Genomic DNA, 26,262 nt, shown 5'->3' with positions numbered 1-26,262 from the left:
TCGCCCGTTTGGGGGTATCTGTGTCGCCGGGCCCGAGGACTTCGTCGTAGGGTCTTGGCGTGACTGATGCTTTGCGACTGGTCGACATCTCTGCGGAACATCTCGATGACGTGATTCGCGTCCGGTCCAGGTCGTTCGGGCCGCTGGGGGCGGCGAACCGGGAAGACTGGATCAAGGACGCGCAGGAGTTCATCGACGGCAACCGGTACGTCGGGGTCGCCGCCGGGGACGAAGTGGTCGCCGCCGGCCGGCTCTGGGACTTCCGGCAGTGGTGGGGCGGTCGGCAGGTCCCGATGGCCGGTATCGCCAGCGTGGTCGTCTCCCCGGAGTACCGCGGTCGTGGTGTCGGCAGCATGCTGATGCGCGGCGTGCTCGCTCGCAGCGTCGAGCTGGGCTTCCCGCTGACCGCGCTCTACCCGGCGACGACCGTCATCTACCGGCACCTCGGCTACGAGTTCGGCGGCGGACGCTACCGGTTCTCCTTCCCTGCGGCGGATCTGCGGTCGCTCGGCGGCAAGGACGTGAGCATCCGGCGGGCAGGTCCCGCCGACGCCGGGCGGTTCCTGGAGCTGGTGGCCGAGTCGCACGCCGCCGGCCGGGTCAACGGGCCGCTGGTGTGGGCCGAGTCCAAGGTGGCCGAGTGGCTCGAGGACGAGGACAACTTCGGCTACCTCGCCGACGACGGTTTCGTCGTCTACAACTGGCATGACTCGGACCTGCGCATCGACGAGATCGTGGCGGGTTCCGAAGCGACCGCCCGCGCTTTGTGGGCGACCGTCGGCTCCGGTTCGTCGATCGCGACCAACGTCCAGGCCTACATCGCTCCGAACGACCCGGTGCACCTCCTGGTCAACCACGAGGCCGACAAGCAAACCCAGCTCCAACGGTGGATGCTCCGCGTGCTCGACGCTCCAGCGGCCATCGCTGCCCGTGGCTTCGCGCCCGGTGCGACGGTCGAGGTCGACCTGGAGCTCGAGGACTTGGAAGTCGGCGGAAACACCGGCCGCTGGCACCTGTCCGTCGCCGACGGCTCGGGTTCACTGACGCCGTCCACCGGCGCCGGCGACACCCTGCGCCTCGGCTCCCGCGGCCTCGCCGCCCTGTACGCCGGTACGCCGCTCGCTGCGCTTCGCCGATCCGGCCTGGCGTCGGGTGGTTCGGCCACCGCGGACGGGCCGATCGAAACGGCCTTCGGCGGCGCCACGTCGTACATGCTCGACTTCTTCTGAGCGTCCAGGCGGTTCTTCGGAGCGTCCGCGAGGCGCCGGGAATCCGTTGTCCACAGGCCCCGGCGCGTCGGTTTCGCGGCCTGTCACCGGGCGTCTAGGGTTGTCGAACAAACGTTCGGAGGTGGTGTTCATGCGAGTGCTCGGCGTCGACCCGGGATTGACCCGGTGCGGCCTCGGCATCGTCGAGGGCACGCCCGGACGGCCTCCGACGCTGATCGCCGTCGGGGTGATCCGGACACCCGCCGACCTGGACGTCGCGAAGCGGCTGGTCCTGATCGAGACGGCGATCGACGAGTGGATCGCCGAGCACCGGCCGGACGCGGTCGCGGTGGAGCGGGTGTTCGCCCAGCAGAACGTGCGGACCGTGATGGGCACCGCCCAGGCGTCCGGCGTGGCGATGGTGGTCGCCGCGCGGCGCGGACTGCCGGTCGCGCTGCACACGCCGAGTGAGGTGAAGGCGGCGGTGACGGGCTCGGGCCGCGCCGGCAAGGAGCAGGTGACCACGATGGTGACCCGGATCCTGAAGCTGGCCGAGCGACCGACCCCGGCCGATGCCGCGGACGCGCTGGCCCTGGCGATCTGCCACGTCTGGCGAGGCGGCGTGACGAACCGGCTGCAGGAAGCCACCGAGACCCGGGCCAATCTCGAGGCGCAAGCCCAGGCCCAGTCCCGCCTCCAGGTCGCGCGGTTGCGCGCAGCGGTGGCAGCCCAGGGGGGCAAGCGATGACTGTTGTTGACGTAGAGCGGGTCGGAACGCTGGGAGGTTGGGGATGATCGCGTTCGTGCGCGGGCCGGTGGCCGCGATCGGGCTGGACAGCTGCGTGATCGAGGTCGGGGGAGTAGGGCTGCAGCTCTTCTGCCACCCGGGGACGCTGGCGACCCTCAGACCTGGCCAGGAGTTCAAGCTGGCCACGTCGATGGTGGTGCGCGAGGACTCACTGACCCTGTACGGCTTCGCGGACGCCGACGAGAAGGAACTGTTCGAGCTGCTGCAGACCGCCTCGGGAGTCGGCCCGAAGCTGGCCCAGGCGGCGCTCGCGGTGTTGAGCCCTGATCAGCTCCGGCAGGCGGTGGCGCAGGAGGATCTGGTGATGCTGGTGAAGATCCCCGGTGTCGGCAAGAAGGTGGCGCAGCGACTGGTGCTCGAGCTCAAGGACAAGATCGGCCTGCCGTCGAAGACCGTTACCGGACGGCCGCTGCAGCCGACCGAGGCCTGGCGCGAGCAGGTGCACGCCGGTCTGGTCGGGCTCGGCTGGTCGGCCCGCGATGCCGACGACGCGGTGATCGCGGTGTCGCCGCTCGCCGCGGACTCCGCCGAACCGTCAGTGCCCGACCTGCTTCGTGCGGCCCTTCGCGCGCTGTCGAAGGCATAGCGGATGGAAGACAACGTCAGGCCGCTGGTGTCCGCGGACGCGGTGGATCTGGAAGAACGCAAGATCGAGTCGGCGCTGCGTCCACGTACGCTCGCCGAGTTCGGCGGACAGCGCCGGGTCAGCGAGCAGCTCGAGCTGGTGCTGCACGCCGCCCGTGGACGCAACCGGACGCCGGACCACGTGCTGTTGTCCGGGCCGCCCGGGCTGGGCAAGACGACGCTGGCCATGATCATCGCCAGCGAGCTGTCCGCGCCGCTGCGGGTGACGAGCGGCCCGGCGATCCAGCACGCCGGCGACCTGGCCGCGATCCTGTCGGGATTGAACGAGGGCGAGGTGCTGTTCCTCGACGAGATCCACCGGATGTCGCGGCCGGCCGAGGAACTGCTCTACATGGCGATGGAGGACTTCCGGGTCGACGTGATCGTCGGCAAGGGACCGGGTGCGACCGCGATCCCGCTGGAGATCCCGCCGTTCACGCTGGTCGGGGCGACCACCCGGGCCGGTCTGCTGCCGGGGCCGCTGCGGGACAGGTTCGGGTTCACCGGTCACCTGGAGTTCTACGACGCGTCCGAGCTGGAGAAGATCGTGAACCGGTCGGCCGACCTGCTCGAGGTCGACATCACTCCGGAGGGCGGTGCCGAGATCGCCTCCCGCTCGCGGGGCACACCCCGGATCGCGAACCGGCTGCTCCGCCGGGTCCGCGACTTCGCGGAGGTGCGGGCCGACGGCATGGTCACGCTCGCGCTGGCCAAGGCCGCCCTCGAGCTGTACGAGGTCGACAAGATGGGCCTGGACCGGCTGGACCGCTCGGTCCTGGACGCCCTCTGCCGCCGCTTCGGCGGCGGACCCGTCGGCCTGTCCACGTTGGCTGTCGCCGTCGGCGAGGAACGCGAGACTGTGGAAGAGGTAGCCGAGCCCTTCCTGGTCCGTTCCGGCTACCTGGCCCGCACCCCGCGCGGCCGCGTAGCCACTCCAGCCGCTTGGCGCCACCTCGGCCTCTCGGTCCCGAAGGGCGCCACCTTCGCCGACACCCTCTTCGACACCGAAGACGAGTAGAGCGGCCGCGCCGAAGTGCCACTGCGTAGTGGGACTGTGGCTCACGGTGACCAGATCGGGAATGGACGTAGACTGGCACCCAAGGCAGGTCGTCAGTGACGCAAATGTGACCCACGGTCAAGGTGGCAGCGGTTGCCTCCGACGTTAGACTCGCCGTTGGCCTGGCTCCAGGCCGTCTCGTCGTACCTGCATGCCGTTTCGCAAGTGCGCGGGCCCCGCTAGCTACGAAGGATTCTGAGTCCCGATGGAACTGATCGCCGCACCGATGGCCTCCTCCGGGGGATCGGGCATCACGCTCCTACTCCCGCTGATCCTGATCGTCGGGATGATCTGGTTCATGAGCCGCACCCAGCGCAAGCAGCGCCAGCGTCAGGCCGACACGGTCGCCGCGCTCCAGCCGGGCACCAAGGTGGTCACCACCAGCGGCGTGGTCGGCATCGTCGAGGAGGTCGACGACGAGTACGTCACGCTCGAGATCTCCGAGGGCGTGCTGGTGCAGTTCGTCAAGGCGGCGGTCGGCCGGGTGGTCCCTGAAGACGCCGACGACCACGCGGACGATCACGCCGACGACCACGCCGACGACACCGCGGACGAGACCGTCGCGGAGGCGGCCGAGGAGCCGGCCAAGGATTCCGTCGAGGTGCCGGACGCCGGCGGCAACAAGGTGCAGGACAAGACCAAGCTGCCCCCCACGCACACCGAGAACTGATCCACCCCTCCTAATCGGCGTGCGGCGCGCGAGCGGTCCCTTGTGATGCTCGCGCGTGCCCTGTAACGCAAGGAAGAATTTGACGTGGCATCGACGACGACATCCCGCCCCGGGAGACTCCTGATCTTCCTGGGAGTCATCCTGGTCCTGTTGTTCGGGATCATGGGCCTCACCAAGAGTTGGAGTCCCAAGCTGGGGCTGGACCTGCGTGGTGGCACCACCATCACGCTGACGGCCGAGTCGCTGGCCGGCGGCGGCCAGGTGACCGCCGAGCAGTTGTCCGAGGCGAAGAACATCATCTCGCAGCGCGTGAACGGTGCCGGTGTCGGCGAGGCCGAGATCACCACCGCCGGCGCCAACCACATCACCGTGGCGGTGCCCGGGTCCAACCAGGACGCCCTGGTGAAGCAGGTCGGCCAGACCGCGCTGCTGTACTTCCGGATCGTCTACGGCAGTCAGCCCGGCGCGCCGGCGCCGACCACGCCGCCGTCGCCGACTCCGACTCCGAAGCCGTCGACCACGCCGAAGCCGAGCACCACGCCGAAGGCCAGTACGACGGTCAAGCCGTCCACCTCGGCCACGCCGAAGGGCCGGGCCTGGAGCAGCGTGCTCGCGGACGCCGACCCGACCCCGACCCCGTCGGCCAAGCCGAGTACTCCGGCCGCCACGCCGTCGCTCCCGCCGGTGACCGGTGACCCGCTGCAGTGGCAGCCGGACGCCGCGAGCCAGGCCGCGTTCGCCGCCTTCACCTGCGGGGACAAGCCGTCGTCGGAGGACCCGAAGCAACCGCAGATCACCTGTGACCGCGAGGGAACGACGAAGTATCTGCTCGGTCCGGCGATCATGCAGGGCACCGACCTCGAGGACGCCAACGCAGGTATCCCGCAGGGCGGCTTCCAGTGGCAGGTCAACCTGAAGTTCACCGGCGACGGCGGTGACAAGTTCCTCAAGGCCACCACGGCGATCTCGAAGCTGCCGCAGGGCCAGAACCTGTTCGCGATCGTGCTGGACAACGAGGTCATCTCGACGCCGAGCGTCAACAACCCGATCCCCGGCGGTCAGGCCGAGATCAGCGGCAGCTTCACCGAGACCGAGGCCCGCGACCTGGCGAACGTGCTGAAGTACGGCGCGCTGCCGGTCTCGTTCGACGTCTCCTCGGTCGAGACGATCTCTCCGCAACTCGGCGGCGACCAGCTGGCCGCGGGCATCATGGCCGGCCTCATCGGCCTGGGCCTGGTGGTCCTCTTCTCGTTCCTGTACTACCGCGGCCTCGGGCTCGTCGTTGTGTGCTCACTGGCGGTGGCTGGAGCGCTCACCTACGCGTCCGTGGTGCTGCTCGGCAAGGCGATCGGCTTCACTCTGACGCTGGCCGGCATCGCGGGTCTGATCGTGGCGATCGGTATCACCGCCGACTCGTTCGTCATCTACTTCGAACGATTGCGTGACGAGGTCCGGGAGGGCCGCAGCCTGCGCTCCTCGGTGGAAACCGGCTGGGCGCGCGCCAAGCACACCATCATCGCGGCCGACTCGATCTCGCTGCTCGCCGCGGTCGTGCTGTACGTCCTGGCGATCGGCAGCGTGAAGGGCTTCGCGTTCACGCTCGGCCTGACCACCCTGATCGACCTGCTCGTGGTCTTCATCTTCACCAAGCCGCTCGTGACGCTGCTGGCTCGCACCGACTTCTTCGGTCACGGGCACAAGCTGTCCGGGCTCGATCCCGAGCACCTGGGCGTCGAACGGCTGCCCGGCCAGATGAAACCGACGGCCCGTCCGGCCAAGCCGACGACGCGCAAGCCCGTGGGAGGCGAGGTCTGATGTCGAAGCTCGGAACCATCGGTGCCAGGTTGCACCGCGGTGAGGTCTCCTACGACTTCATCGGCCACAAGAAACTGTGGTTCACCGTCTCGCTGGTGCTGATCGCGATCTCGCTGATCGGGCTGTTCGCCCGCGGCCTGGCGCTCGGTATCGAGTTCAAGGGCGGCGTCGAGTACCAGGCGAACGTCAAGGTCACCAGCAGCACCGTCGACGACTTCACCGCCGCGGTGAAGGCGACCAACGCGAAGGACCTGGGCGACCCGGTCGTCACCACGATCGGCCAGGACAAGGTCCGGGTGCAGACCAAGCCGCTGGCCCAGGACGACATCACCAAGGTCCGGGCCGCCATCGCCAAAGAGGCCGGGGTCTCGCCCGACCAGGTGAGCAACTCCCAGATCGGCGCCTCCTGGGGTTCCCAGATCGCCAACAAGGCGATCCTGGCGCTGATCGTCTTCCTGGTCCTCGTCTTCGCGGTGATCTGGATCTACTTCCGAGAACCCAAGGCGTCGATGGCCGCGATCATCGCACTGATGCACGACGTGCTGATCACCGTCGGCGTGTACGCGCTGATCGGCTTCGACGTCACGCCCGCCACCGTGATCGGCGTACTGACCATCCTCGGTTACTCGCTGTACGACACGGTCGTGGTGTTCGACAAGATCCGGGAGAACACCCGCGGTATCACCGGGTCGAACCGCTACACCTACAGCGACGCGACCAACCTGGCCGTGAACCAGACGATCGTCCGGTCGATCAACACCACCCTGATCGCGCTGATGCCGGTCGGGTCGATCCTCGTGGTCGGCACCGTCGTACTCGGGACGGGGCCGCTGAAGGACCTGTCGCTGGCGCTGTTCATCGGTATCGCCGTCGGCGCGTATTCGTCGATCTTCATCGCGCCGGCGCTGCTGGCCACCTTCAAGGAGCGTGAGCCGGGCATGCAGGCGCTGCGCCGCCGGGTGCTCGCCAAGCGCGCTGCGACCGGCACGACCGCCGTCGGCAAGCCGGTGGCGGTCGCCGCCGCTGGAGGTGGCGCGACCGTGGTGACGGACAAGCCGGCCGCTCCTGCAGCGAAGGCGGGTGCATCGGCCAAGCAGGACCGGCCGAAGGCGAGTTCGCCGGTGGCCTCGAGCCGCCCGGTGAAGTCGACCAGCGGCGCGGGTCGCCCGCAGCCGACGCGCAAGCCGCGGTCCAAGCGCGGTAAGTGATGCGCTCGCTGGACGAGGTCCTGAAGGCCGGCATCCGGGACATTCCGGACTACCCGCAGGCGGGGGTGGTGTTCAAGGACATCACCCCGCTGCTGGCGGACCACGACGGTTTTGCCGACGTGGTCCAGGCGCTGGCCGAGCCGGGCAAGGACGAGGACGGCAACGTCGTGGTCGACAAGGTGGTCGGGATCGAGGCCCGTGGCTTCATCCTGGCCGCCCCGGTCGCGCTCGCCCTGGGTGCGGGATTCGTCCCGGTCCGCAAGAAGGGCAAGCTGCCGGCCGCGACGTACGAGGAGTCATACGCACTGGAGTACGGCGAGGCGACCATCGAGGTGCACCAAGACGCGTTCGCTCCGGGTGACCGGGTGCTGGTGATCGACGACGTCCTGGCGACCGGCGGCACGGTCGAGGCCTGCCTCCGGCTGGTACGCCGCTGTGGCGCCGAGGTGGTCGGCACGGCGGTGCTGCTGGAGCTGTCCTTCCTGCCGGGCCGGGAGCGGCTCGCGGGGGAGCAGTTGAGCGCTCTCGTCACTGTCTGAAGTCAGTCGACCCACCCGGTCGGCGTGTTGTCCACAGGCCGTGTCAGCCGCGTTGGTTGCTTCCCCCTAGACTGGTGGTCTGTCGGCGGAGGGAAACAACGTGGGCGAAGACCCGGCGATGACTTCAGCGGTGCCGGACGTGGTACCGCATGAGCCTCCGCGCGCGCCCGCGAGCCGCCCGGTGGCTGGTCCTTCGCCGTCCCCAGCCGCTGCCAAGCCCCCTGCGGCGCAGCCGCCCCGGATAGCGCCGGCCCGGGTCCGCGCGCGCCTGGCGCGGCTTGGTGGCACCCGGCACCCGAACCGGGCGCCGATGCTGGAGCCGCTGTTCCGGGTCGTCCGTGCGACCCACCCCAAGGCCGACCTGGCGATCATCGAGCGCGCCTACCGGACGGCCGAGAAGTACCACACCGGCCAGCTCCGCAAGAGCGGTGACGCCTACATCACCCACCCGCTCGCGGTGGCCACGATCCTGGCCGAGCTGGGTATGACCGCGCCGACGCTGTGCGCCGCGCTGCTGCACGACACCGTCGAGGACACCGACTACACGATCGACCAGCTGACCAAAGACTTCAGCGAAGAGATCGCGATGCTGGTCGACGGCGTGACCAAGCTGGACAAGGTCAAGTACGGCGAGTCCGCGCAGGCCGAGACGATCCGCAAGATGGTCGTCGCGATGGCCAAGGACATCCGGGTGCTGGTGATCAAGCTCGCCGACCGGCTGCACAACATGCGCACCCTGGGCTTCCTCCGGCAGGAGAAGCAGGAGCGGATCGCCCGCGAGACGCTGGAGATCTACGCTCCGCTGGCGCACCGGCTGGGTATGAACACGATCAAGTGGGAGCTCGAGGACCTGTCGTTCTCGACCCTGCACCCGAAGGTGTACGACGAGATCGTCCGGCTGGTCGCCGAGCGCGCCCCGTCCCGCGACGAGTATCTGGCGTCGGTGATCGACCAGGTGCACGAGGACCTGCGCGCCGCGAAGGTGAAGGCCACCGTCACCGGCCGGCCGAAGCACTACTACTCGATCTACCAGAAGATGATCGTCCGCGGTCGCGAGTTCGGCGACATCTACGACCTGGTCGGCATCCGCGTGCTGGTCGAGTCGGTCCGGGACTGCTACGCCGCGCTGGGCGTGCTGCACGCCCGGTGGAACCCGGTGCCCGGCCGGTTCAAGGACTACATCGCGATGCCGAAGTTCAACATGTACCAGTCGCTGCACACCACCGTGATCGGCCCGCAGGGCAAGCCGGTGGAGCTGCAGATCCGGTCGTTCTCGATGCACCGCCGCGCGGAGTACGGCATCGCCGCGCACTGGAAGTACAAGGAAGATCCGAACTCGCCGGCCCCCGAGGTCGGCACGCCGCCGACCACCGAGATCGGCGCCCCGAACGACATGCCGTGGGTCCGGCAACTGGTCGACTGGCAGCGGGAGACCTCCGACCCGTCGGAGTTCCTCGACTCGCTGCGGTTCGAGATCAACAACTCCGAGGTCTACGTCTTCACCCCGCGCGGAGACGTGATGTCGCTGCCGACCGGGTCGTCACCGGTCGACTTCGCCTACGCGATCCACACCGAGGTCGGGCACCGCTGCATCGGCGCCCGGGTGAACGGTCGGCTCGTGCCGCTGGAGAGCACCCTCGAGAACGGCGACGTGGTCGAGGTCTTCACGTCGAAGGCGCAGGGTGCGGGTCCGTCACGTGACTGGCTGACCTTCGTCAAGAGCCCCCGGGCGCGGAACAAGATCAAGCACTGGTTCAGCAAGGAGCGCCGCGACGAGGCGATCGAGCACGGCAAGGACGCGATCGCCAAGCAACTCCGCAAGGAGGGCCTGCCGCTGCAGCGTCTGCTGTCGCACGAGACCCTGACCGCGGTCGCGAACTCCCTGCGCTACCCGGACGTCACCGGCCTGTATGCCGCCGTCGGCGAGAGCCACGTCAGCGCCCAGGCCGTAGTACGGCGCCTGATCGAGACGTATGGCGGTGAGGAAGGCGCGGCCGAGGAGCTGGCGGAAGGTGTCCGGCTGCCGGCCACCCGCGAGCGCCGCAAGCGCACCGCCCGCGGCGACGCCGGCGTCATCGTCAAGGGCGCCACCGACGTCCTGTCGAAGCTCGCCCGCTGCTGTACTCCGGTGCCGGGCGACGAGATCATCGGCTGGGTCACCCGCGGCGCCGGCGTCTCGGTCCACCGCGCCGACTGCGCCAACGTCGAGAACCTCCAGACCCAGCCCGAACGCATCGTCGAGGTCGAGTGGGCCCCCACCGCCCAGTCCGTCTTCCTGGTAGCCATCCAGGTAGAAGCCCTGGACCGAGCCCGCCTCCTCTCCGACATCACCCGGGTCCTCTCCGACTACCACGTCAACATCCTCTCGGCCGCCCTCACCACCACCCGAGACCGCATAGCCAAGTCCCGCTTCACCTTCGAAATGGGCGACCCCACCCACCTGGGCCACGTCCTCAAAGCAGTCCGCTCAGTAGAAGGCGTCTTCGACGTCTACCGAGTAACCCAGTAACCCGCAGACAGCCCGCTTGTTTCGCCGAGTCGTGGACTTCAGGCGAGGCTTCGGCGGCGGATTCTGAAGGTGTAGGTAGGGCGTGCGTGGGCGTCCGAGGTGGGGCTGGACGTTTCCCAGGCGGCTGTGGTTGCGATGTCCCAGCCGCGTTGGTCGCGCATGTGGCGGGCGAAGGTCTTGAGGTCTTTCACCTCACAACCACAGTCCAAGCGAGCCTCGACCGACACATACGCACCAGTCGGGCGGTCCTCGCACGGGCTGATGCTCCACCGCACCTGATGCTTGTGCTCCTGCAGACCTGTCCGCACCGGATCATGCTGCAGCCCGAGCGCCTTCTCGTATTCATCAATGTCGTCGATGAGAAACAGATCGCTGCGATAGTGCCCCGGCCAGACCGCATACAGCCGGCTCTCGCCGCGTCGCACCCGGACCTGCACGTGCTCCTCCGGCGGAGACGTCACACCCCCGTCAGCCCCCACCTCGATGTAACAAACCGTCGCCAACTCGAACGGAAAGTTCTCCGACTCACTGGCCAGGCGCATCAGCTTCACCCCCAGGTGGTCAGCTGAAGTCGTTGAGGGCGTTCTGGGCTTGGGTCAGCCATTCTCGGCGGGCTTCGATGGCCTCGCGGGCTTCGGTGGCCTTGCGGGTGTTGCCTTGGGCCTCGTGTTTGGCGGCCTGCTTCTCCAGGTCGGCGATGAGGGACTGGAGCTGCTTGACGGTGGCTTCGGCGCGGGCTCGGGCTTCGGGGTTGCTGCGGTTCCAGACCTCGTCCTCGGCGGACTTGACCGCTTGCTCGACGGCGCGGAGGCGACCGTCGATGGAGCGCATCGAGTCGCGGGGGACCTTGCCGATGGCGTCCCAGCGGTCGAGGAGGTCGCGCAGTTGCTCGCGGGCGGCCTTGGCGTCGTTGACCGGGAGGATGGCCTCGATCTCGACCAGCAGGGCTTCCTTGGCGGCGAGGTTGGCGACCTGCTCCTGGTTCTCCTCGGCCTGAACCGCGTCGCGGGCGCCGAAGAAGGCGTCCTGGGCGCTGCGGAACCGGGCCCAGAGCTTGTCGTCCACCTCGCGGGGAGCGGGGCCGGCGGCCTTCCACTGGCGCATCAGGTCGCGGAAGCGGCCCGAGGTCGGACCCCAGTCGGTGGACGAGGACAGCCCCTCGGCCTCGGCGGCGAGGCGTTCCTTCACCACAGCGGCCTCGTCGCGCTTGGAGGACAGTTCGGCGAAGTGCTGCTTGCGGTGCCGGGTGTACGTCGTCCGGGCGGAGGAGAACCGGTGCCACAGCTCGTCGTCGCTCGACTTGTCGAGCCGGGGGAGGGCCTTCCACTCGTCCAGGAGCTCGCGCAGCCGGGTGACGCCGTGCCGCCAGTCGGTGCCGGCGGCGATCGTCTCGGCCTCGGTGGCGATCTTGGTCTTGGCGTCGCGGGCTTCCTCGACCTTGGCGGCGCGTTCGGCCTTGCGCTTCTCGCGCTGCTGCGCGACCAGTGGGGTGAGGGCCTCCAGCCGGGTCCGCAGGCCGTCCAGGTCGCCGACGGCCTGGGCCTCGTCGATCGCGCTGGTCACCTTCTTCACCGCGGCGCGAGCGTCGTCGGGGGACACGGTGCCCGCCTGCACGCGCTTCTCCAGCAGGTCCACCTCGAAGGCGAGAGCGTCGTACCGGCGGGTGTAGAAGGCGAGGGCCTCCTCCGGGTTGGCGTCCGGCCATTGGCCGACCGCTCGTTCGCCGTCCTTGGTCCGTACGAAGACCGTTCCGTCCTCTGCTACCCGGCCCCAGCTTTCCTCGGCCACAACTCGCCCCTTCCGGCGGTATGTACTGCGCTCGTGCCCATTCTGGTCAGTCCCCGGTTCAACCGGGTCAACAGAACCATTCCGGGCGCGTCGGGAGCTGTCCCCACGCGTATCACTGAACAATCACAAACTCCCAGCCGCTACGCAACGGGGTTGCGGTCACAATCCGTCGAACGGGCCGCTATCCGGTTCGATCTCGGTACTGCGTGACCGGTAGCCTTGGGTGGTCCCGAACGTTCCAGGAAGGTCTGTCGTGCTCATCGCCGGGTTCCCCGCGGGTTCGTGGGGCACGAACTGCTACGTCGTCGCCACCGGCCAGGGCGCGGAGTGCATCGTGATCGACCCCGGGCAGGACGCCGCCCAGGGGGTCGACGAGGTGGTCCGGGAGAACAGGCTGAAGCCGGTCGCCGTGCTGCTCACCCACGGGCACATCGACCACATGTTCTCGGTCCTGCCCGTCTGCGGCGCTTACGACAGCACCGCCTGGATCCACCCCGACGACCGGCACCTGCTGAGCGACCCGATGGCCGGGATCAGTGCGGAGAGTGCCCGGATGCTGCTCGGCGGTGACCACAAGTTCGCCGAGCCGGACGACGTCGCCGAGCTCAAGGACGGCCAGAGCCTGGAGCTCGCGGGCCTGCAGTTCACGGTGGACCACACCCCCGGGCACACCCGGGGCTCGGTCACCTTCACCACGCCGTACGACGGGCCGGAGAACAACGGCGCCGTGCCCGCGGTGCTTTTCTCCGGTGACGTGTTGTTCGCCGGGTCGATCGGCCGGACGGATCTGCCAGGCGGCGACCATCCGACCATGCTGCATACGTTGGCCACCAAGATCCTGCCGATGCGCGACGAGATCGTCGTCCTGCCGGGTCATGGTGGCCAGACCACGATCGGCCGGGAGAAGGCGACCAACCCTTACTTGCAGGACCTGGAGACATAGAGCGATGAGCAAGGCCGAATGGTGAGCAAGATCAGCCCCATCAGTGGGTTCCCCGAGTTCCTCCCAGCGGACCGGATCGTCGAGCAGCACTTCCTCGACGTGATCCGGGAGACGTTCGAGCTGCATGGCTTCGCGTCGATCGAGACCCGCGCGGTCGAGCCGGTGGAACGCCTGTCCAACCAGGGCGAGGACGCGGACAAGGAGATCTACGGAATCCGGCGGCTCGGTGCGCCGGCGGACGAGGACGGCCCCGGTCTCGGGCTGCACTTCGACCTGACGGTGCCCTTCGCGCGCTACGTGCTGGAGAACTCCGGCAAGCTCGCCTTCCCGTTCCGGCGCTACCAGATCCAGCGGGTGTGGCGTGGCGAGCGTCCGCAGGAGGGCCGGTTCCGCGAGTTCACCCAGGCGGACATCGACATCGTCGGCGACGGCACGCTGCCGTTCCACTACGAGGTGGAACTGCCGCTGGTGATCGCGGACGCGTTCAGCAAGCTGCCCATCCCGCCGTTCCGGATCCAGGTCAACAACCGGCAGATCCCCGAGGGGTTCTACCGCGGCCTGGGCATCGAGGACGTCGCCGCCGTACTGCGGATCGTCGACAAGCTGGACAAGATCGGCCCGGACAAGGTGACTCAGTTGCTCACCGCAACCGATGGCCCGGCGCTGCCGGCGGAGACCGCCAAGCAGGTGCTCCGGCTGGCGGAGATCTCGGCGACGGACGCGTCGTTCGTCGACCAGGTCAGGGCGCTCGGCGTGCAGCACGAGATCCTCGACGAGGGCCTCGAGCGGCTGGCCACCATCATGACCGCGGCCAACGAGCACGCGCCCGGTCTGCTGGTCGCCGACCTGAAGATCGCCCGCGGGCTCGACTACTACACGGGCACGGTCTACGAGACCCAGCTGATCGGCCACGAGTCGTACGGCTCGATCTGCTCCGGCGGCCGGTACGACTCGCTCGCCAGCGACGGCAAGACGACCTACCCGGGCGTGGGCATCTCGATCGGTGTCTCCCGCCTGCTCGCCCGGCTGTTCAGCCAGGGGCTGGTGAAGAGCACCCGCAGTACGCCGACCGCAGTACTGGTTGCCTTGAACAACGAAGACGAGCGCGGCGACGCGCTGCGTACGGCGACCACGCTGCGGCGGCGGGGGATCCCGGTCGAGGTGGCCCCGGCGGCGGCGAAGTTCGGCAAGCAGATCAAGTTCGCGGACCGCCGCGGGATCCCGTTCGTGTGGTTCTCCACCGAGACCGGGCCCGAGGTCAAGGACATCCGCAGCGGCGAGCAGGTGCCGGCCGACCCGGCCACCTGGACGCCGCCGGCGCAGGACGTACGACCAGGCATCGAAACCCCTCAGGAGAACTCGTGATCCGTACCCATTCCGCAGGCTCCTTGCGAGCCGAGCACACCGGCGAGACCGTCACGCTGGCGGGCTGGGTGGCGCGGCGGCGCGATCACGGCGGCGTGGCCTTCATCGACCTGCGCGACTCCAGCGGCACGGTCCAGGTCGTCATCCGGGACGAGGACGCCGCGCACGGCCTGCGCGCGGAGTACTGCCTGAAGGTCGTCGGCGTCGTCTCCCCGCGGCCCGAGGGCAACGCGAACCCGAACCTGCCGACCGGTGAGATCGAGATCATCACCGAAGAGGTGGAGATCCTCAACGAGGCCGCGCCGCTGCCGTTCCCGGTCGAGGAGCACCACGCGACGCCGGTGAACGAGGAGGTCCGGCTCAAGTACCGGTACCTCGACCTGCGCCGGCAGGGTCCGGGGTCGGCGCTGCGGCTGCGCAGCAAGGTGAACAAGGCCGCGCGGGACGTGCTCGACCGGCACGACTTCGTCGAGATCGAGACACCGACGCTGACCAAGTCCACCCCCGAGGGCGCGCGTGACTTCCTGGTTCCGGCCCGCCTGCAGCCGGGTTCGTGGTACGCGCTGCCGCAGTCGCCGCAGCTGTTCAAGCAGCTGCTGATGGTGGCCGGCATGGAGCGGTACTTCCAGATCGCGCGCTGCTACCGCGACGAGGACTTCCGCGCCGACCGGCAGCCCGAGTTCACCCAGCTGGACATCGAGATGAGCTTCGTCGACCAGGACGACATCATCGCGCTGTCCGAGGAGGTCCTGGCCGAGCTCTGGAAGCTCGCCGGGTACGAGCTGCAGACGCCGATCCAGCGGATGACGTACGCCGAGGCGATGGCGCGCTTCGGCAGCGACAAGCCGGACCTGCGGATGGGCCTCGAGCTGGTCGAGTGCACCGACTACTTCAAGGACACCCCGTTCCGGGTCTTCCAGGCGCCGTACGTCGGCGCCGTGGTGATGCCGGGCGGCGCCGACCAGCCGCGCAAGCAGCTCGACGCGTGGCAGGACTGGGCTAAGCAGCGGGGCGCTCGTGGTCTCGCCTACGTGCTCGTCGGCCAGGACGGGGAGCTCGGCGGCCCGGTCGCCAAGAACCTGTCGGAGCACGAGCGCGCGGGTCTCGCGGACCACGTCGGGGCGAAGCCGGGGGACTGCATCTTCTTCGCGGCCGGCCCGGTCAAGACCTCGCGGGCGCTGCTCGGTGCCGCGCGGCTGGAGATCGGGCGTCGTGGCGGTCTGATCGACGAGTCGGCCTGGTCGTTCGTGTGGGTCGTGGACGCGCCGCTGTTCGAGCCGGCCGACGACGCGACGGCCGCCGGTGACGTGGCGGTGGGTTCGGGGGCGTGGACCGCGGTGCACCACGCGTTCACCTCGCCGAAGCCGGCCTCGATGGAGACCTTCGACACGGATCCGGGCAACGCGCTGGCGTATGCGTACGACATCGTCTGCAACGGCAACGAGATCGGTGGCGGGTCGATCCGTATCCACCGCGAGGACGTGCAGAAGCGCGTGTTCAAGGTGATGGGGCTGACCGACGAGGAGGCGACCGAGAAGTTCGGGTTCCTGCTCGACGCGTTCAAGTTCGGCGCGCCGCCGCACGGCGGGATCGCGTTCGGGTGGGACCGGATCACGGCGCTGCTGGCGGGCACCGAGTCGATCCGCGACGTGATCGCGTTCCCGAAGTCGGGTGGCGGGTTCGACCCGCTGACCGCGGCGCCGGCGCCGATCACCCCGGAGCAGCGCAAGGAGGCCGGCGTCGACGCCAAGCCGGAACCCAAGGGCGAGAAGGCAGAAGCCAAGCAGTAGGGGCTGCCCGCCCCGAAAGCCGGCCGGACCCACCCCCAGGGGATCCGGCCGGCCGTCTGTCAGCCGTACTCGATGTCGGTGGAGGTGACGCGGCCGGCCTTGTCGAGCGTCCGGTAGTCGATCTCCATCGCGTGTTTCTCGTGGATCGCGCCCGGCTGCGAGGCCGCGACGTACCCGCTGCCGTTCACCACCGCCACGCTGTACCAAGGTGATGCGCCGCCGGTCCAGCGGATCCTGATCTCGACCCGGGCCACGTCCGGCATGGTGACGAAGGTGAAGTCGGTGAAGAGCAGCGTGGACCGGCCGTCGGGCAGGTCCCTGATCGTCCAGCTTCCGTTGATCGGCTCGGCCGCGTTGAGCGGCAGTGCCTTTTGGCGAGAAGTGCCGGCCAGGGCCGGGTCGAAGATGTCTGCCAGTTGCGAGTCGAGGCACTCGACCCAGACGTTCTTACGGGTGGTGAATGTCTGCAGCAGCATCCGGTCCCTGGCTGGACGGAGCTCGCCGTCCTGACCCGGGAGGACCTTCAGCCAGCGAGCCTGGTGGACCGTGGCCGTCTCGGCATCGGCCGGGGTGGCCGGGTTCGGCGCCCCTGTCGCTGCGGCTGACTTTTGCAGGCACTGCCGCGCGGCCGCCTTCGCCTCCGCGCTAGACGCGGGCCCGAGATCGAGCGACACCTGCGGCGACTTGCCGGCCGGGACCTTCTGCACCTGTGCGGGGCTTGGCGTGCTCGTCGCGGGCGCGGAGGCGACACCGGATCCGTCGCCGCCCGACCCGCCACCGCCAGTCCGGGTCAGGACCACGACGCCGATCGTGATCACCGCGATTCCGCAGGCCGCGGCCAACGCGGGGACCCAGACCGGTCGGCGGCGCCCGCTGCTGCGGGCGTCCTCCACGAGCCGGCGGCGGATCCGGTCCGCGTAGTCCGGGTCGAGGTCTTCTACCGGGGGTGGGGTGGTGAGGTTCATCGGGTCTCCTCCGGTCCGGTCTGGTCCAGCAGTGCGGGCAGACGGCGCCGGGCCCGGGACAGCCGCGACTTCACGGTTCCTTCGGCGACACCCAGTACTACGGCAGCTTCGGCGACAGGCAATTCCGCCCAGTACACGAGTTCGACGGTCTCGCGCTCGTGGGCGGGCAACTTCGACAGGGCCTGCCGGACCACCTGGAGCTGCTTCTCCGAGTCCACTCGGGCGGCGACGGCCTCGGCGTGGTCCGGATGGTGCACGGGATGCTGGCGGCTGATGAACTGCGCGAGCCGGCGCCTGGCCCGGGTGATGTTCCGGAGTTCGTTGCGGGCGATCGTGAGCAACCAAGCCCTGGCAGTGCCGTGCACGAGCGGCCCCGGATCCGACCGGGCGAACTGCCGCCACGCGGTGATGAAGGTTGCCTGTACCGCGTCGTCGGCGAACCCGTAACTGCCGGTATGACGAACCGCGTATGCGTGCACGACTCCGGCGTACCGGCTGAACAGGTCGCCGAGCGCCTCCGGCTCGTGGCGGCGCAGTGCTTCCCACAACTCGTGGTCGGTTGGTCCGGCTGGACCCGCGGGCGGCGCGGCAGGCGGAGGTTTGTCCTGCCTGCTCGAGGTCATGGTCATACCCAACAGGGTCCGCGGGTCTCGATCAGGTTGCCGCGGCTCGAGGCCTTGCCCGGATCCAGGTCTGGTCAGGCGTCAGGTAGTCGACGAGTTCCAGTCCCGCGGCGCGCAGTTCAGCGGTGAGCTGTTGCTCGGTGAGGTTCTGGACCAGGATGTACTGGGACCAGGTGTCCTCGCCGACGGTGTGGGTCATCGTGGCCGACTGCCGGTCGCCGGACAACTGCTGCACGTCGGAGATCACGAGCCGGTGGTTCTCCCGCTCCAGTACTGCGTTCTGCGCGAAGGAGCGGCGGTCGTGCTGCTGGAGCAACACCGTGCCGTCGGGATTCACGTGCCGGGCACAGGTGTCCAGGAGACCACGACGGGCTTCGTTGTCTGGGACGTTGATCAGGTACGAAATCATCAGCACCAGATCGAATCGGCGATCCAGCCGCAGGTCCTCGATCGTCGAGCACAGGGTCTCCGTCTCGGTGATCCTGGAGATCATGTCGGGGGACTCGTCGACGGCGAGCACCCGGTGGCCGAGCGCGACCAGTGGCCGGGTGATCCGGCCGGTGCCGCAGCCGAGCTCGAGGATGCTGCTGCGCGGTGGGATCACGGCGTTGATCAGCTGGTCCTCGCCGCGAGCCTCAGCCCGCTCGTACAGCTCGATCGGGCTCCCGTCCGGAGAGATCGCCCCCGGCCCGGTGCCGCCCTGGCCCACTCTGTTCGGGATTCCCATGCCCACGACCCTGGTGGACCCTCTCCCGAGCTGTCCAGATATTCGCCTGGAAGCGAAAGTTGTTATCGCTCCGCGGGGAAAATGGCTTCGTATACGATAGACCGGGTGACTTCGAACTCGGTGCTTGTGGGGGACAGCCATCTGCCGCTGCGTGACGTGGTGGCGGCAGAGCTGCGCCGGTTGATCCTGGACGGTTCGCTGAAGCCGGGGGATCGGCTGGTCGAGGATCGGCTGGCCCAGCAGCTGGGAGTGTCGCGCAACCCGCTCCGCGAGGCGATGCGGGTGCTGGAGGCCGAGGGATTCCTCGACGTGGTGTCCCGCCGGGGTGCCTTCGTGGCCAAGCTGACCGCACGCCAGGCCGACGACCTCTTCCACGTCCGGCTGGCGCTGGAGCCCCTCGGGGCCCGGCTGGCGGCCTCCGCCGAGGAGCCTGAAACCGCCCTACTTACGAGGGCCTGGGCGATTCTCGACCTGGTGAACGAGTCCGGCCCGGACCAGGACCGCGACACGCTGGCGACCCTGCACACCGAACTGCACTCGCTGATCTTCGAGATGACCCGGAACGACTACCTGATCGCGATCGCGATCCCGATGGTGAAGCGCGGCCAGTGGCTGCTGCGCCAGAACGCCCAACTGCAGACGCCGTCGGCGTGGTCCGAGCACTACGGCCTGATCGCCGCCATCGAGGCCGGCGACCCAGACCTCGCCGAGGCGGCCGCGCGCCACCACGTGCTCAGCGTCCGAAGCTCCCTGCGCCCACGCCTCGAATCGGCCTGACAGGGGCTCACCTGGGCAGGTAGTGCGACCTAGCCGCAGAGCCCGCTCTACACCGTATACAGTCGTGCGCCGCCAGGTTTGCTGCTCCAAGCCCCTCCGGCGCTCACGTTTCCGTGCGGTCACGTCGAATTCGCGTTGTTTTGCGGGGAGCTGCGCTGAGTCGCGGCCTTCGAACCGGCTGAGACGAAACCAGCCCGTGGCGGCGGCGAAACATGCACGTAGCAGTAACCGTATACAACATACGGAAGAGCTTCCGTGCCTGCCCAAGGAGCACGTCCATGGACCAGCAAGACCTCCACCTCACCTCAGCGGCTTTCGGCCCCACCGCCCGCCGGCCGCTGTCCCGCCGCCGGCTGCTCGGGCTGGGCGGCGGCCTCGCCGCCGGACTCGGCCTCGCGCCGCTGCTCTCGGCCTGCGGTGCCGACGACACCGCGTCGACGGCGTCGATCGGCAGCAGCGGCGGCACCCTGACGATGGGCATCAACGCGACCCCGGACACCCTCGACCCCGGCGCGACCGGCCTCGCGCTCACCCTGCTCATCTCGTTCGCGCTGTTCGACCCGCTGGTCTACTGGCTGCCCGACGGCAAGGGCGGCAGCGCCTTCCATCCCGGCCTGGCGGAGTCCTGGACGATCTCGCCCGACGCGTCGGTCTACACGTTCAAACTGCGCAAGGGCGTCACCTTCCACGACGGAACGGCGTTCACGGCGGCCGCGGTCAAGGCGACGTACGACCACGTGGTCGACCCGAAGACGAAGTCCAAGAGCGGCCTCGGCGCCCTCGGTCCCTACAAGGAGACCAAGATCCTGGACGACTACACCGTTCAGATCGTCTTCACGGCGCCCAACGCATCGTTCCTGCACCAGCAGGCGGCCGGCAACTTCGGCATCTCCTCACCGGCGGCGCTGACCAAGTACGGTCCCACCGGCTTCGGCAACAACCCGGTCGGGACCGGACCCTTCACGTTCGACAGCTACCAGGCCGGCAGCCAGCTCACGCTGCTGAAGAACCCGAAGTACACCTGGGGTCCGAAGGCGCTCGGCGACGGTCCGGCCAAGCTCGACAAGCTGATCTTCCGGATCGTCACGGACGACAGCGGCCGCTACAACGCATTGCAGAGCGGGCAGTTGCAGATCGCCATGAACCTGCCGCCGAACAACATCTCCGCCGCGCAGAAGTCCGGCAAGTACCAGCAGTTGCTGGTGCCCTCGATCGGCACGCCGCTCGGGATGCCGATCAACGTCGCGAAGCCGCCCACCGACGATCCGTTGGTCCGTCAGGCGATCCTCTACGCCATCGACCAGGACGCGATGGTCAAGGGCGTGCTGTACGACGTGTACAAGCCGGCCCACAACGTGCTGACGCCGATCACGCCCGGGTTCAGCGAGTCGGCGAGCAAGCTCTACTCGCACGACCCGGACAAGGCGGCGGCCCTGCTCGACCAGGCCGGCTGGTCCGTCGGCGAGGGCGGTACCCGGACCAAGAACGGCCAGAAGCTGAACCTCGACATCATCCTGTTCAGCGGCGGCGGCCTCGAACTGCCGACCCAGTTCGTCGTCTCGGAACTCCAGAAGGTCGGGTTCAGCGCCAGTACCAACGTCCAGCCGTTCGCCACGGCGCAGGCCAGCTTCAATTCCGGCGCGCACAACCTCGGCTCGTTCGGGTACTACGGCGCCGACCCGTACCTGCTCAACATCTGGGTCAACTCGAACGCGATCGAGTCCGGCTTCAACTGGTCGCACTACGACAACCCGGGGGTCGACAAGATGATCGCGAAGGCAAACGCGACCGCGGCCGACGCAGCCCGCGACGGTCTCTACCAGCAGGTCGGCACCAAGCTGATGCAGGACTCGATGTTCCTGCCGCTGTGGGATGTCGCGGGTGCCTTCACGATGTCACCGAAGGTGAAGAGCCTGCACCAGACGCTGAACGGCTACCTGGCGTTCCACAGCGCCACTGTCGGCTGATGACGCTGTTCATCCTGCGCCGGCTCGGCGCCGCGATCCCGGTCGTGGTGGGGATCACCGTGATCTCGTTCGCGCTCGTCCACATCGTGCCGGGCGACCCGGCCAAGGTGATCCTCTACGGCTCGAACGCCTCGCCTGAGCAGATCGCCCTGCTCCGTCAGCAGCTCGGCCTCGACGCGCCGATCTGGAAGCAGTACGCCGATTTCGCGGTCCACCTCCTGCATGGCGACCTGGGGACGTCGTTCCTGACCCAGAACTCGGTGGCCTACGAACTCCTGTCCCGGGCGCCGAGCACGCTGATCCTCACCGCGTCGTCGATGCTGGTCGCGGTACTCGTCGGCATCCCGCTGGGCCTGGTCGCGGGACAGCGGCCCGGCTCGGTGCTGGACACGATCGCCCGCTGGATCTCGTTCGTCGGCGTCGCGGTGCCGTATTTCTTCCTCGCCCTGCTGCTCGTGCTCGTCTTCAGCGTCAAGCTGGGCTGGCTGTCCGCGATCGACGACGGTACGGCGAAGAGCCTGATCCTGCCGGCCGTGTCCCTCGGGTGGGGCTACGCCGCGATCCTCACCCGGCTGGTCCGCGGCCGGGTCATCGACGAGATGCGCAGCGACTACGTGAAGTCGGCCCGGGCCCGGGGGAGTGGCGAGAGCAGGGTGCTGCTGCGGCACGTGCTGCGCAACTCCTCGGTCCCGGCCGTCACCACGATCGGCCTGCAGTTCGGCAACATCCTGACCGGAGCCGCCATCACCGAGGTGATCTTCGGCCGGGCCGGTCTGGGCAGCTTCCTGGCCACCTCGATCACCAGCAAGAACATCCCCGTCGTCCAGGGCGCCGTCGTGGTGATCGGGATCGGCTACGTCGTGATCAACCTCGCCGTCGACCTGGTCGTCGGCGCCATCGACCCGCGGACCAGGCAGGAGGCCACCGCATGACCTCGCTCGATCCGCTCAGCGTGGGCGCCCTGCGCGTCCGCGTCTCCAGGCCCGTCCGCCGGTCCCGAAAGGGGCTCAGAGCAACGATTGGCCGTACTGCGCTGGCCGCGGCGGTAGTGCTGGTGCTGATCGTGCTCGCCGCCCCCGGCTTGCTCGCTCACGTCAGCCCGGTCGCGACCAGCGACGCCAACCTCCAAGGTCCCAGTGGCGCTCACTTGTTCGGCACCGATCTGCTCGGCCGCGACGTCTTCAGCCGCACCGTGTACGGCGCGCGCCCGGTGCTGCTGGCAAGCCTGCTCGGCGTACTACTCGCCACCGCTTCAGGCGTAGCGATCGGCGTACTCGGCGGCGTCGCTCCACGGCTCGTCAATGCCCTGGTGATGCGTCTGGTCGACGTGTTCCTGGCACTGCCCGTGCTGCTCATCGCCCTCATCCTGATCGCGACGGCCGGGTCGGGAGTACGCAGCATCGTGCTGGCCATCGGCGTCGCCTTCACGCCCGGATTCGCCCGCGTGGTGGAGTCCTCGGTCCGCAAGCTGCGCAAGGCCGAGTACGTCGAGGCTGCCCGGGTGTTCGGATCGAGCACGTTGCGGACCTCCTGGCGCCATCTGCTGCCGAACCTGCTCACCGAGGTTGTGGTGCTCGGCAGCAGCGCTATCGGGTGGGGCGTGCTGACCGCCACGACGCTGAGCTTCCTCGGACTCGGCGTCCGGCTGCCGGCGCCGGACTGGGGCAGCGACCTGGCGGCGGGCGCGACGAACCTGGCCGACGCCTGGTGGCTCTCGACCTTCCCCGGGCTGGCGATCATGGCGACGATCCTGCTCGCCAACTTCTCCGGTGACCACCTGATGCGGGTCCTCGACCCGCGCGCCGGAGTGCGGCTGGGCCGCGGCTTCCGGCACCTCGCCACCCGTCTTTCCCGTCCTGGAGGTGAGACCAGATGAGCCTGCTCGAGGTCACCGGTCTGAGCACCGAGATCGACACCCGGCAAGGCCGGATCCGGCCGGTCGACAACGTCACCTTCTCCGTCGACGCGGGCGAGACGCTCGGGGTGGTGGGGGAGTCCGGTTCCGGCAAGACGATGACCGGGATGTCGATCATGCGGTTGCTGCCGCCCGGCGGCGAGATCGCCGGCGGCTCGATCCGGCTGGACGGGCAGGAGCTCACCGGGCTGGACGAGGGCCGGATGCGCGGCCTGCGGGGCAACCGGATGGCGATGATCTTCCAGGACCCGATGACGTCGCTGAACCCGGTCCGGACGGTCGGCAGCCAGCTTCGCGAGGCGTACCGGATCCATCGGGGTGGCAGCCGTGCGGCGGCGACCGCCCGGGCCACGGACGTCCTCGGCCTGGTCGGGATGCCGCGGCCGCGGGAGCGGCTGGACGACTACCCGCACCAGCTGTCCGGCGGGATGCGGCAGCGGGTGATGATCGCGCTCGGCCTGATGTGCGATCCCGGCCTGCTGATCGCCGATGAGCCGACCACCGCGCTCGACGTCTCGATCCAGGCGCAGATCCTGACCCTGATCGACGACCTCAAGTCGCAGTTGTCGATGGGTGTGCTGCTGGTCACCCACGACATGGGCGTGATCGCGGAGTACGCGGATCGGGTCGCCGTCATGTACGGCGGCCGGATGGTCGAGCAGGCCGGCGTCCAGGAGTTGTTCGCGGCGCCCAGGCACCGCTACACCGAGGCGTTGCTGGCCGCGATGCCGACGCTCGAGCTGGATCGGAGTGCGGATCTCGCGACCATTCCGGGAGCACCGCCGAAGTTGCTGGACCTGCCGCCCCAATGCCGCTTCGCTCCGCGGTGCGCCTTCGCCACGGACGGCTGCCGGAGTACGGATCCAGCTCTGGTGCCGGCAGCACCGGGGAGCGAGCATTTGTATGCCTGCTTCCACCCGACCGAGGTGAAGGCACAGGAGGTCGTGGTGGCCGATCGTGCCGGAACCGAGCGTCGGCAGGAGCCGCGCGGTAGCGATTCGCTGGTGCAGCTCTTCGACGTACACAAGAGGTTCGGGCTGAGGTCGCGGCGGCCGTTCGGGCCGAAGCGGGCCGTGCATGCGGTGTCGGGGGTGACCTTGACCATCGCGGCCGGGGAGACCTTCGGCATCGTCGGGGAGTCCGGCTGCGGCAAGACCACCATCGGCCGGATGCTGGTCGGCCTCGAGCGCCCGAGCAGCGGATCGGTCACCTTCGACGGGCGCGATCTCGCCGCGCAGGGCCGGAACGTGCTGCGCCGACGCCGGCGGGATCTGCAGATGATGTTCCAGGACTCCGCCGCGGCGCTGGATCCACGGATGACCGTGGCCGCTCTGATCGAGGAACCGCTGGTCGCCCAAGGAGTCGGTACCAGGCGCGAGCGGCGCCGGACCGTCGCCGAGCTGCTGGACGCGGTCGGGTTGCCGCCGGACGCCGGGCAGCGGTACCCGCACGAGTTCTCCGGCGGTCAGCGGCAACGCATCGCGATGGCCCGCGCACTCGCGCTCCGGCCGAAGGTGATCGTCGCCGACGAGCCCGTCTCGGCTCTGGACGTCTCGGTCCAGGCGCAGATCCTCAACCTGATGCGCTCGCTGCAGGACCGGTACGGCCAGACGTACGTCGTGATCTCCCACGACCTGTCCTTGCTGAAGTACCTGGCCGACCGGATCGGGGTGATGTACCTCGGCCGGCTCGTCGAGCTCGGCGCGAGCGAGGACGTCTACAGCGCACCCCGGCATCCCTACACGGCCGGACTGATCAAGGCCATCCCGCTGCCCGGGTCGGCGAAGGCGGGCACCGAGCGAGCGGTCGGGCTCGGTGGAGAACTGCCCTCCGCGATCGATCCGCCCAGTGGGTGCCATTTCCGGACCCGTTGCCCGCTCGCCACCGATCGCTGCGCCGAAGAAGTGCCGACGCTTACCGCCGGCGACGGCGTGCACGCGGTCGCCTGTCACCACCCCCTGACCGCCGAACCCCTGTCCATCGAACTGACGCCGGTGAGGTAGCGGATGACCATCCAGGACACCACGCACAAGCTCGACGCCACTCCCGACACGACCGTCGACGTGTTCACCGCGGAACGCCCGCCGGTGCTGACCGTAGAGGCCGGGGACACTCTCGTCGTCCACTCGCTCGACGCGTCCGGCTACCTCTCGCCGCAGACCTTCCCGGGCGAGAAGCAGCCGACGATGTTCACCGAGTCGCGAGGGCACTGCCTTACCGGTCCGATCGCTGTCCGGGGCGCCATGCCCGGCGATGTGCTCGCAGTCCACCTCGTCGCCCTGACACCCGATCCCTGGGGCTGGACCGTCGCGGGTGCGCAGAAGTCCCCGATCACCGAGCGCCTCGGTATCACCGACCAGCCGCCTGCCTGGCTGCTCTGGGAGCTGGATCCTGAAGCGGGCAAGGGCAGTTGCAACGGCGGCTTCACCCGCGACCTGGCGCCGTTCCTCGGTGTCATCGGCGTCGCACCTGATGCGGCCGGCGAGTACTCGACGATCCCGCCGCGCGCTGTCGGCGGCGGGAACATCGACTGCAAGGAACTGGTAGCCGGCTCGACGCTCTACCTGCCCGTGTCCGTCCCCGGCGCGATGCTCAGCCTCGGGGACGGACACGCCGCCCAGGGCGACGGCGAGGTCGGCGGTACGGCGATCGAGTGCCCGATGACCACCACGCTGACAGTGGACCTGGTGCAGGGTGCGATCGGGACCATCCACGCCGAGACGCCGGCGGGGCGGGTCACCTTCGGGTTCGACCCGGACCTCGATGTCGCGATGGGCGACGCGCTGGACGCGATGGTCGGCTGGATGCAGGTGATCCTCGACGTGGACAAGAGCACCGCCCTGGCTCTTGCGAGCACGGCCGTCGATCTGAGGATCACCCAGGTCGCCAACCAGACCTGGGGCGTCCACGCGCTGCTGCCGGCCGGAGTACTGGCGTGACGTCCTGGCTGGTGGAGACCGGACT

At 68.9% G+C, this 26,262-nt stretch carries 23 protein-coding genes; 18 read left to right on the top strand and 5 right to left on the bottom strand.

Annotation, left to right across the window (positions count from 1 at the left end):
- Positions 1–59 precede the first annotated feature (59 nt).
- From ACFPJ1_RS13160 to ACFPJ1_RS13120, 9 genes are all read left to right on the top strand, one after another.
- Positions 60–1,229: a GNAT family N-acetyltransferase gene (locus ACFPJ1_RS13160; protein ID WP_380103875.1), complete on the top strand. Its 1,170-nt coding sequence runs from the start codon at positions 60–62 to the stop codon at positions 1,227–1,229.
- A 130-nt stretch (positions 1,230–1,359) separates the two neighbouring features.
- A complete protein-coding gene (gene ruvC / locus ACFPJ1_RS13155; RefSeq protein WP_380103874.1) occupies positions 1,360–1,956 on the top strand; it encodes a crossover junction endodeoxyribonuclease RuvC in 597 nt (198 codons plus the stop codon).
- Between the two features lie 43 nt (positions 1,957–1,999).
- A complete protein-coding gene (gene ruvA / locus ACFPJ1_RS13150) occupies positions 2,000–2,602 on the top strand; it encodes a Holliday junction branch migration protein RuvA (protein WP_380103873.1) in 603 nt (200 codons plus the stop codon).
- 3 nt (positions 2,603–2,605) lie between these two features.
- Positions 2,606–3,658, top strand: coding sequence for a Holliday junction branch migration DNA helicase RuvB (ruvB, locus tag ACFPJ1_RS13145; protein ID WP_380103872.1), 1,053 nt, complete (start codon positions 2,606–2,608; stop codon positions 3,656–3,658).
- Positions 3,659–3,902: 244 nt separating this feature from the next.
- Positions 3,903–4,367 (top strand): preprotein translocase subunit YajC, encoded by a 465-nt coding sequence (yajC, locus tag ACFPJ1_RS13140; protein ID WP_380103871.1) that lies wholly within the window; start codon positions 3,903–3,905, stop codon positions 4,365–4,367.
- A gap of 120 nt (positions 4,368–4,487) precedes the next feature.
- On the top strand, positions 4,488–6,182 hold the full coding sequence (gene secD, locus ACFPJ1_RS13135) for a protein translocase subunit SecD (RefSeq protein ID WP_380104023.1): 1,695 nt from the start codon (positions 4,488–4,490) through the stop codon (positions 6,180–6,182).
- On the top strand, positions 6,182–7,390 hold the full coding sequence (gene secF / locus ACFPJ1_RS13130) for a protein translocase subunit SecF (RefSeq protein ID WP_380103870.1): 1,209 nt from the start codon (positions 6,182–6,184) through the stop codon (positions 7,388–7,390). Before secD ends, secF begins: the two co-directional genes overlap by 1 nt.
- On the top strand, positions 7,390–7,929 hold the full coding sequence (locus ACFPJ1_RS13125) for an adenine phosphoribosyltransferase (RefSeq protein WP_380103868.1): 540 nt from the start codon (positions 7,390–7,392) through the stop codon (positions 7,927–7,929). The genes secF and ACFPJ1_RS13125 overlap by 1 nt, the downstream gene beginning before the upstream one ends.
- A 118-nt stretch (positions 7,930–8,047) precedes the next feature.
- Positions 8,048–10,438, top strand: a complete 2,391-nt coding sequence (locus ACFPJ1_RS13120) for a RelA/SpoT family protein (RefSeq protein WP_380103867.1) — start codon at positions 8,048–8,050, stop codon at positions 10,436–10,438.
- 38 nt (positions 10,439–10,476) lie between these two features.
- Here the strand turns inward: ACFPJ1_RS13120 and ACFPJ1_RS13115 are convergent, their stop codons facing one another.
- Both ACFPJ1_RS13115 and ACFPJ1_RS13110 read right to left on the bottom strand, forming a co-directional pair.
- Positions 10,477–10,989: a hypothetical protein gene (locus tag ACFPJ1_RS13115; RefSeq protein WP_380103865.1), complete on the bottom strand. Its 513-nt coding sequence runs from the start codon at positions 10,987–10,989 to the stop codon at positions 10,477–10,479.
- 10 nt (positions 10,990–10,999) lie between these two features.
- Positions 11,000–12,226, bottom strand: coding sequence for a DUF349 domain-containing protein (locus ACFPJ1_RS13110; RefSeq protein WP_380103864.1), 1,227 nt, complete (start codon positions 12,224–12,226; stop codon positions 11,000–11,002).
- A 253-nt stretch (positions 12,227–12,479) separates the two neighbouring features.
- Between ACFPJ1_RS13110 and ACFPJ1_RS13105 the strand changes: the two genes are divergently transcribed.
- Genes ACFPJ1_RS13105 through aspS form a run of 3 tightly spaced genes read left to right on the top strand, consistent with a single transcriptional unit; the run spans position 12,480 to position 16,324 of the window.
- Entirely contained in the window at positions 12,480–13,169 is a 690-nt protein-coding gene (locus ACFPJ1_RS13105) for an MBL fold metallo-hydrolase (protein WP_380103862.1), read from the top strand.
- Positions 13,170–13,190: 21 nt separating this feature from the next.
- Complete coding sequence (gene hisS, locus ACFPJ1_RS13100; RefSeq protein ID WP_380103860.1) at positions 13,191–14,534, top strand: histidine--tRNA ligase; 1,344 nt, start codon at positions 13,191–13,193, stop codon at positions 14,532–14,534.
- Positions 14,531–16,324, top strand: coding sequence for an aspartate--tRNA ligase (aspS, locus tag ACFPJ1_RS13095; RefSeq protein WP_380103858.1), 1,794 nt, complete (start codon positions 14,531–14,533; stop codon positions 16,322–16,324). The genes hisS and aspS overlap by 4 nt, the downstream gene beginning before the upstream one ends.
- Before the next feature lie 59 nt (positions 16,325–16,383).
- Here the strand turns inward: aspS and ACFPJ1_RS13090 are convergent, their stop codons facing one another.
- Genes ACFPJ1_RS13090 through ACFPJ1_RS13080 form a run of 3 tightly spaced genes read right to left on the bottom strand, consistent with a single transcriptional unit; the run spans position 16,384 to position 18,639 of the window.
- Positions 16,384–17,289 (bottom strand): hypothetical protein, encoded by a 906-nt coding sequence (locus ACFPJ1_RS13090; protein WP_380103857.1) that lies wholly within the window; start codon positions 17,287–17,289, stop codon positions 16,384–16,386.
- Positions 17,286–17,918 (bottom strand): RNA polymerase sigma factor, encoded by a 633-nt coding sequence (locus ACFPJ1_RS13085; RefSeq protein WP_380103856.1) that lies wholly within the window; start codon positions 17,916–17,918, stop codon positions 17,286–17,288. The genes ACFPJ1_RS13090 and ACFPJ1_RS13085 overlap by 4 nt, the downstream gene beginning before the upstream one ends.
- Positions 17,919–17,943: 25 nt before the next feature.
- A complete protein-coding gene (locus ACFPJ1_RS13080; RefSeq protein WP_380103855.1) occupies positions 17,944–18,639 on the bottom strand; it encodes a class I SAM-dependent methyltransferase in 696 nt (231 codons plus the stop codon).
- A gap of 105 nt (positions 18,640–18,744) precedes the next feature.
- Here ACFPJ1_RS13080 and ACFPJ1_RS13075 point away from each other — a divergent pair, with 105 nt between their 5' ends.
- From ACFPJ1_RS13075 to ACFPJ1_RS13050, 6 genes are all read left to right on the top strand, one after another.
- Positions 18,745–19,416 (top strand): GntR family transcriptional regulator, encoded by a 672-nt coding sequence (locus tag ACFPJ1_RS13075; protein WP_380103854.1) that lies wholly within the window; start codon positions 18,745–18,747, stop codon positions 19,414–19,416.
- 278 nt (positions 19,417–19,694) lie between these two features.
- A complete protein-coding gene (locus tag ACFPJ1_RS13070) occupies positions 19,695–21,383 on the top strand; it encodes an ABC transporter substrate-binding protein (protein ID WP_380103853.1) in 1,689 nt (562 codons plus the stop codon).
- Positions 21,383–22,315 (top strand): ABC transporter permease, encoded by a 933-nt coding sequence (locus tag ACFPJ1_RS13065; RefSeq protein WP_380103852.1) that lies wholly within the window; start codon positions 21,383–21,385, stop codon positions 22,313–22,315. The genes ACFPJ1_RS13070 and ACFPJ1_RS13065 overlap by 1 nt, the downstream gene beginning before the upstream one ends.
- Positions 22,312–23,259, top strand: coding sequence for an ABC transporter permease (locus ACFPJ1_RS13060; RefSeq protein WP_380103851.1), 948 nt, complete (start codon positions 22,312–22,314; stop codon positions 23,257–23,259). The genes ACFPJ1_RS13065 and ACFPJ1_RS13060 overlap by 4 nt, the downstream gene beginning before the upstream one ends.
- On the top strand, positions 23,256–25,301 hold the full coding sequence (locus ACFPJ1_RS13055) for a dipeptide ABC transporter ATP-binding protein (protein ID WP_380103850.1): 2,046 nt from the start codon (positions 23,256–23,258) through the stop codon (positions 25,299–25,301). Before ACFPJ1_RS13060 ends, ACFPJ1_RS13055 begins: the two co-directional genes overlap by 4 nt.
- A 3-nt stretch (positions 25,302–25,304) precedes the next feature.
- The gene (locus ACFPJ1_RS13050) at positions 25,305–26,237 is read left to right on the top strand and encodes an acetamidase/formamidase family protein (protein ID WP_380103849.1); all 933 of its coding nucleotides are present in this window, start codon (positions 25,305–25,307) and stop codon (positions 26,235–26,237) included.
- Positions 26,238–26,262 lie beyond the last annotated feature (25 nt).

It is taken from the genome of Kribbella qitaiheensis (assembly GCF_042657745.1).
Taxonomy (GTDB): domain Bacteria; phylum Actinomycetota; class Actinomycetes; order Propionibacteriales; family Kribbellaceae; genus Kribbella; species Kribbella qitaiheensis.
The sequence above is the reverse complement of the archived record's forward strand: the minus strand, read 5'-3'. Positions and strand labels throughout refer to the sequence as shown.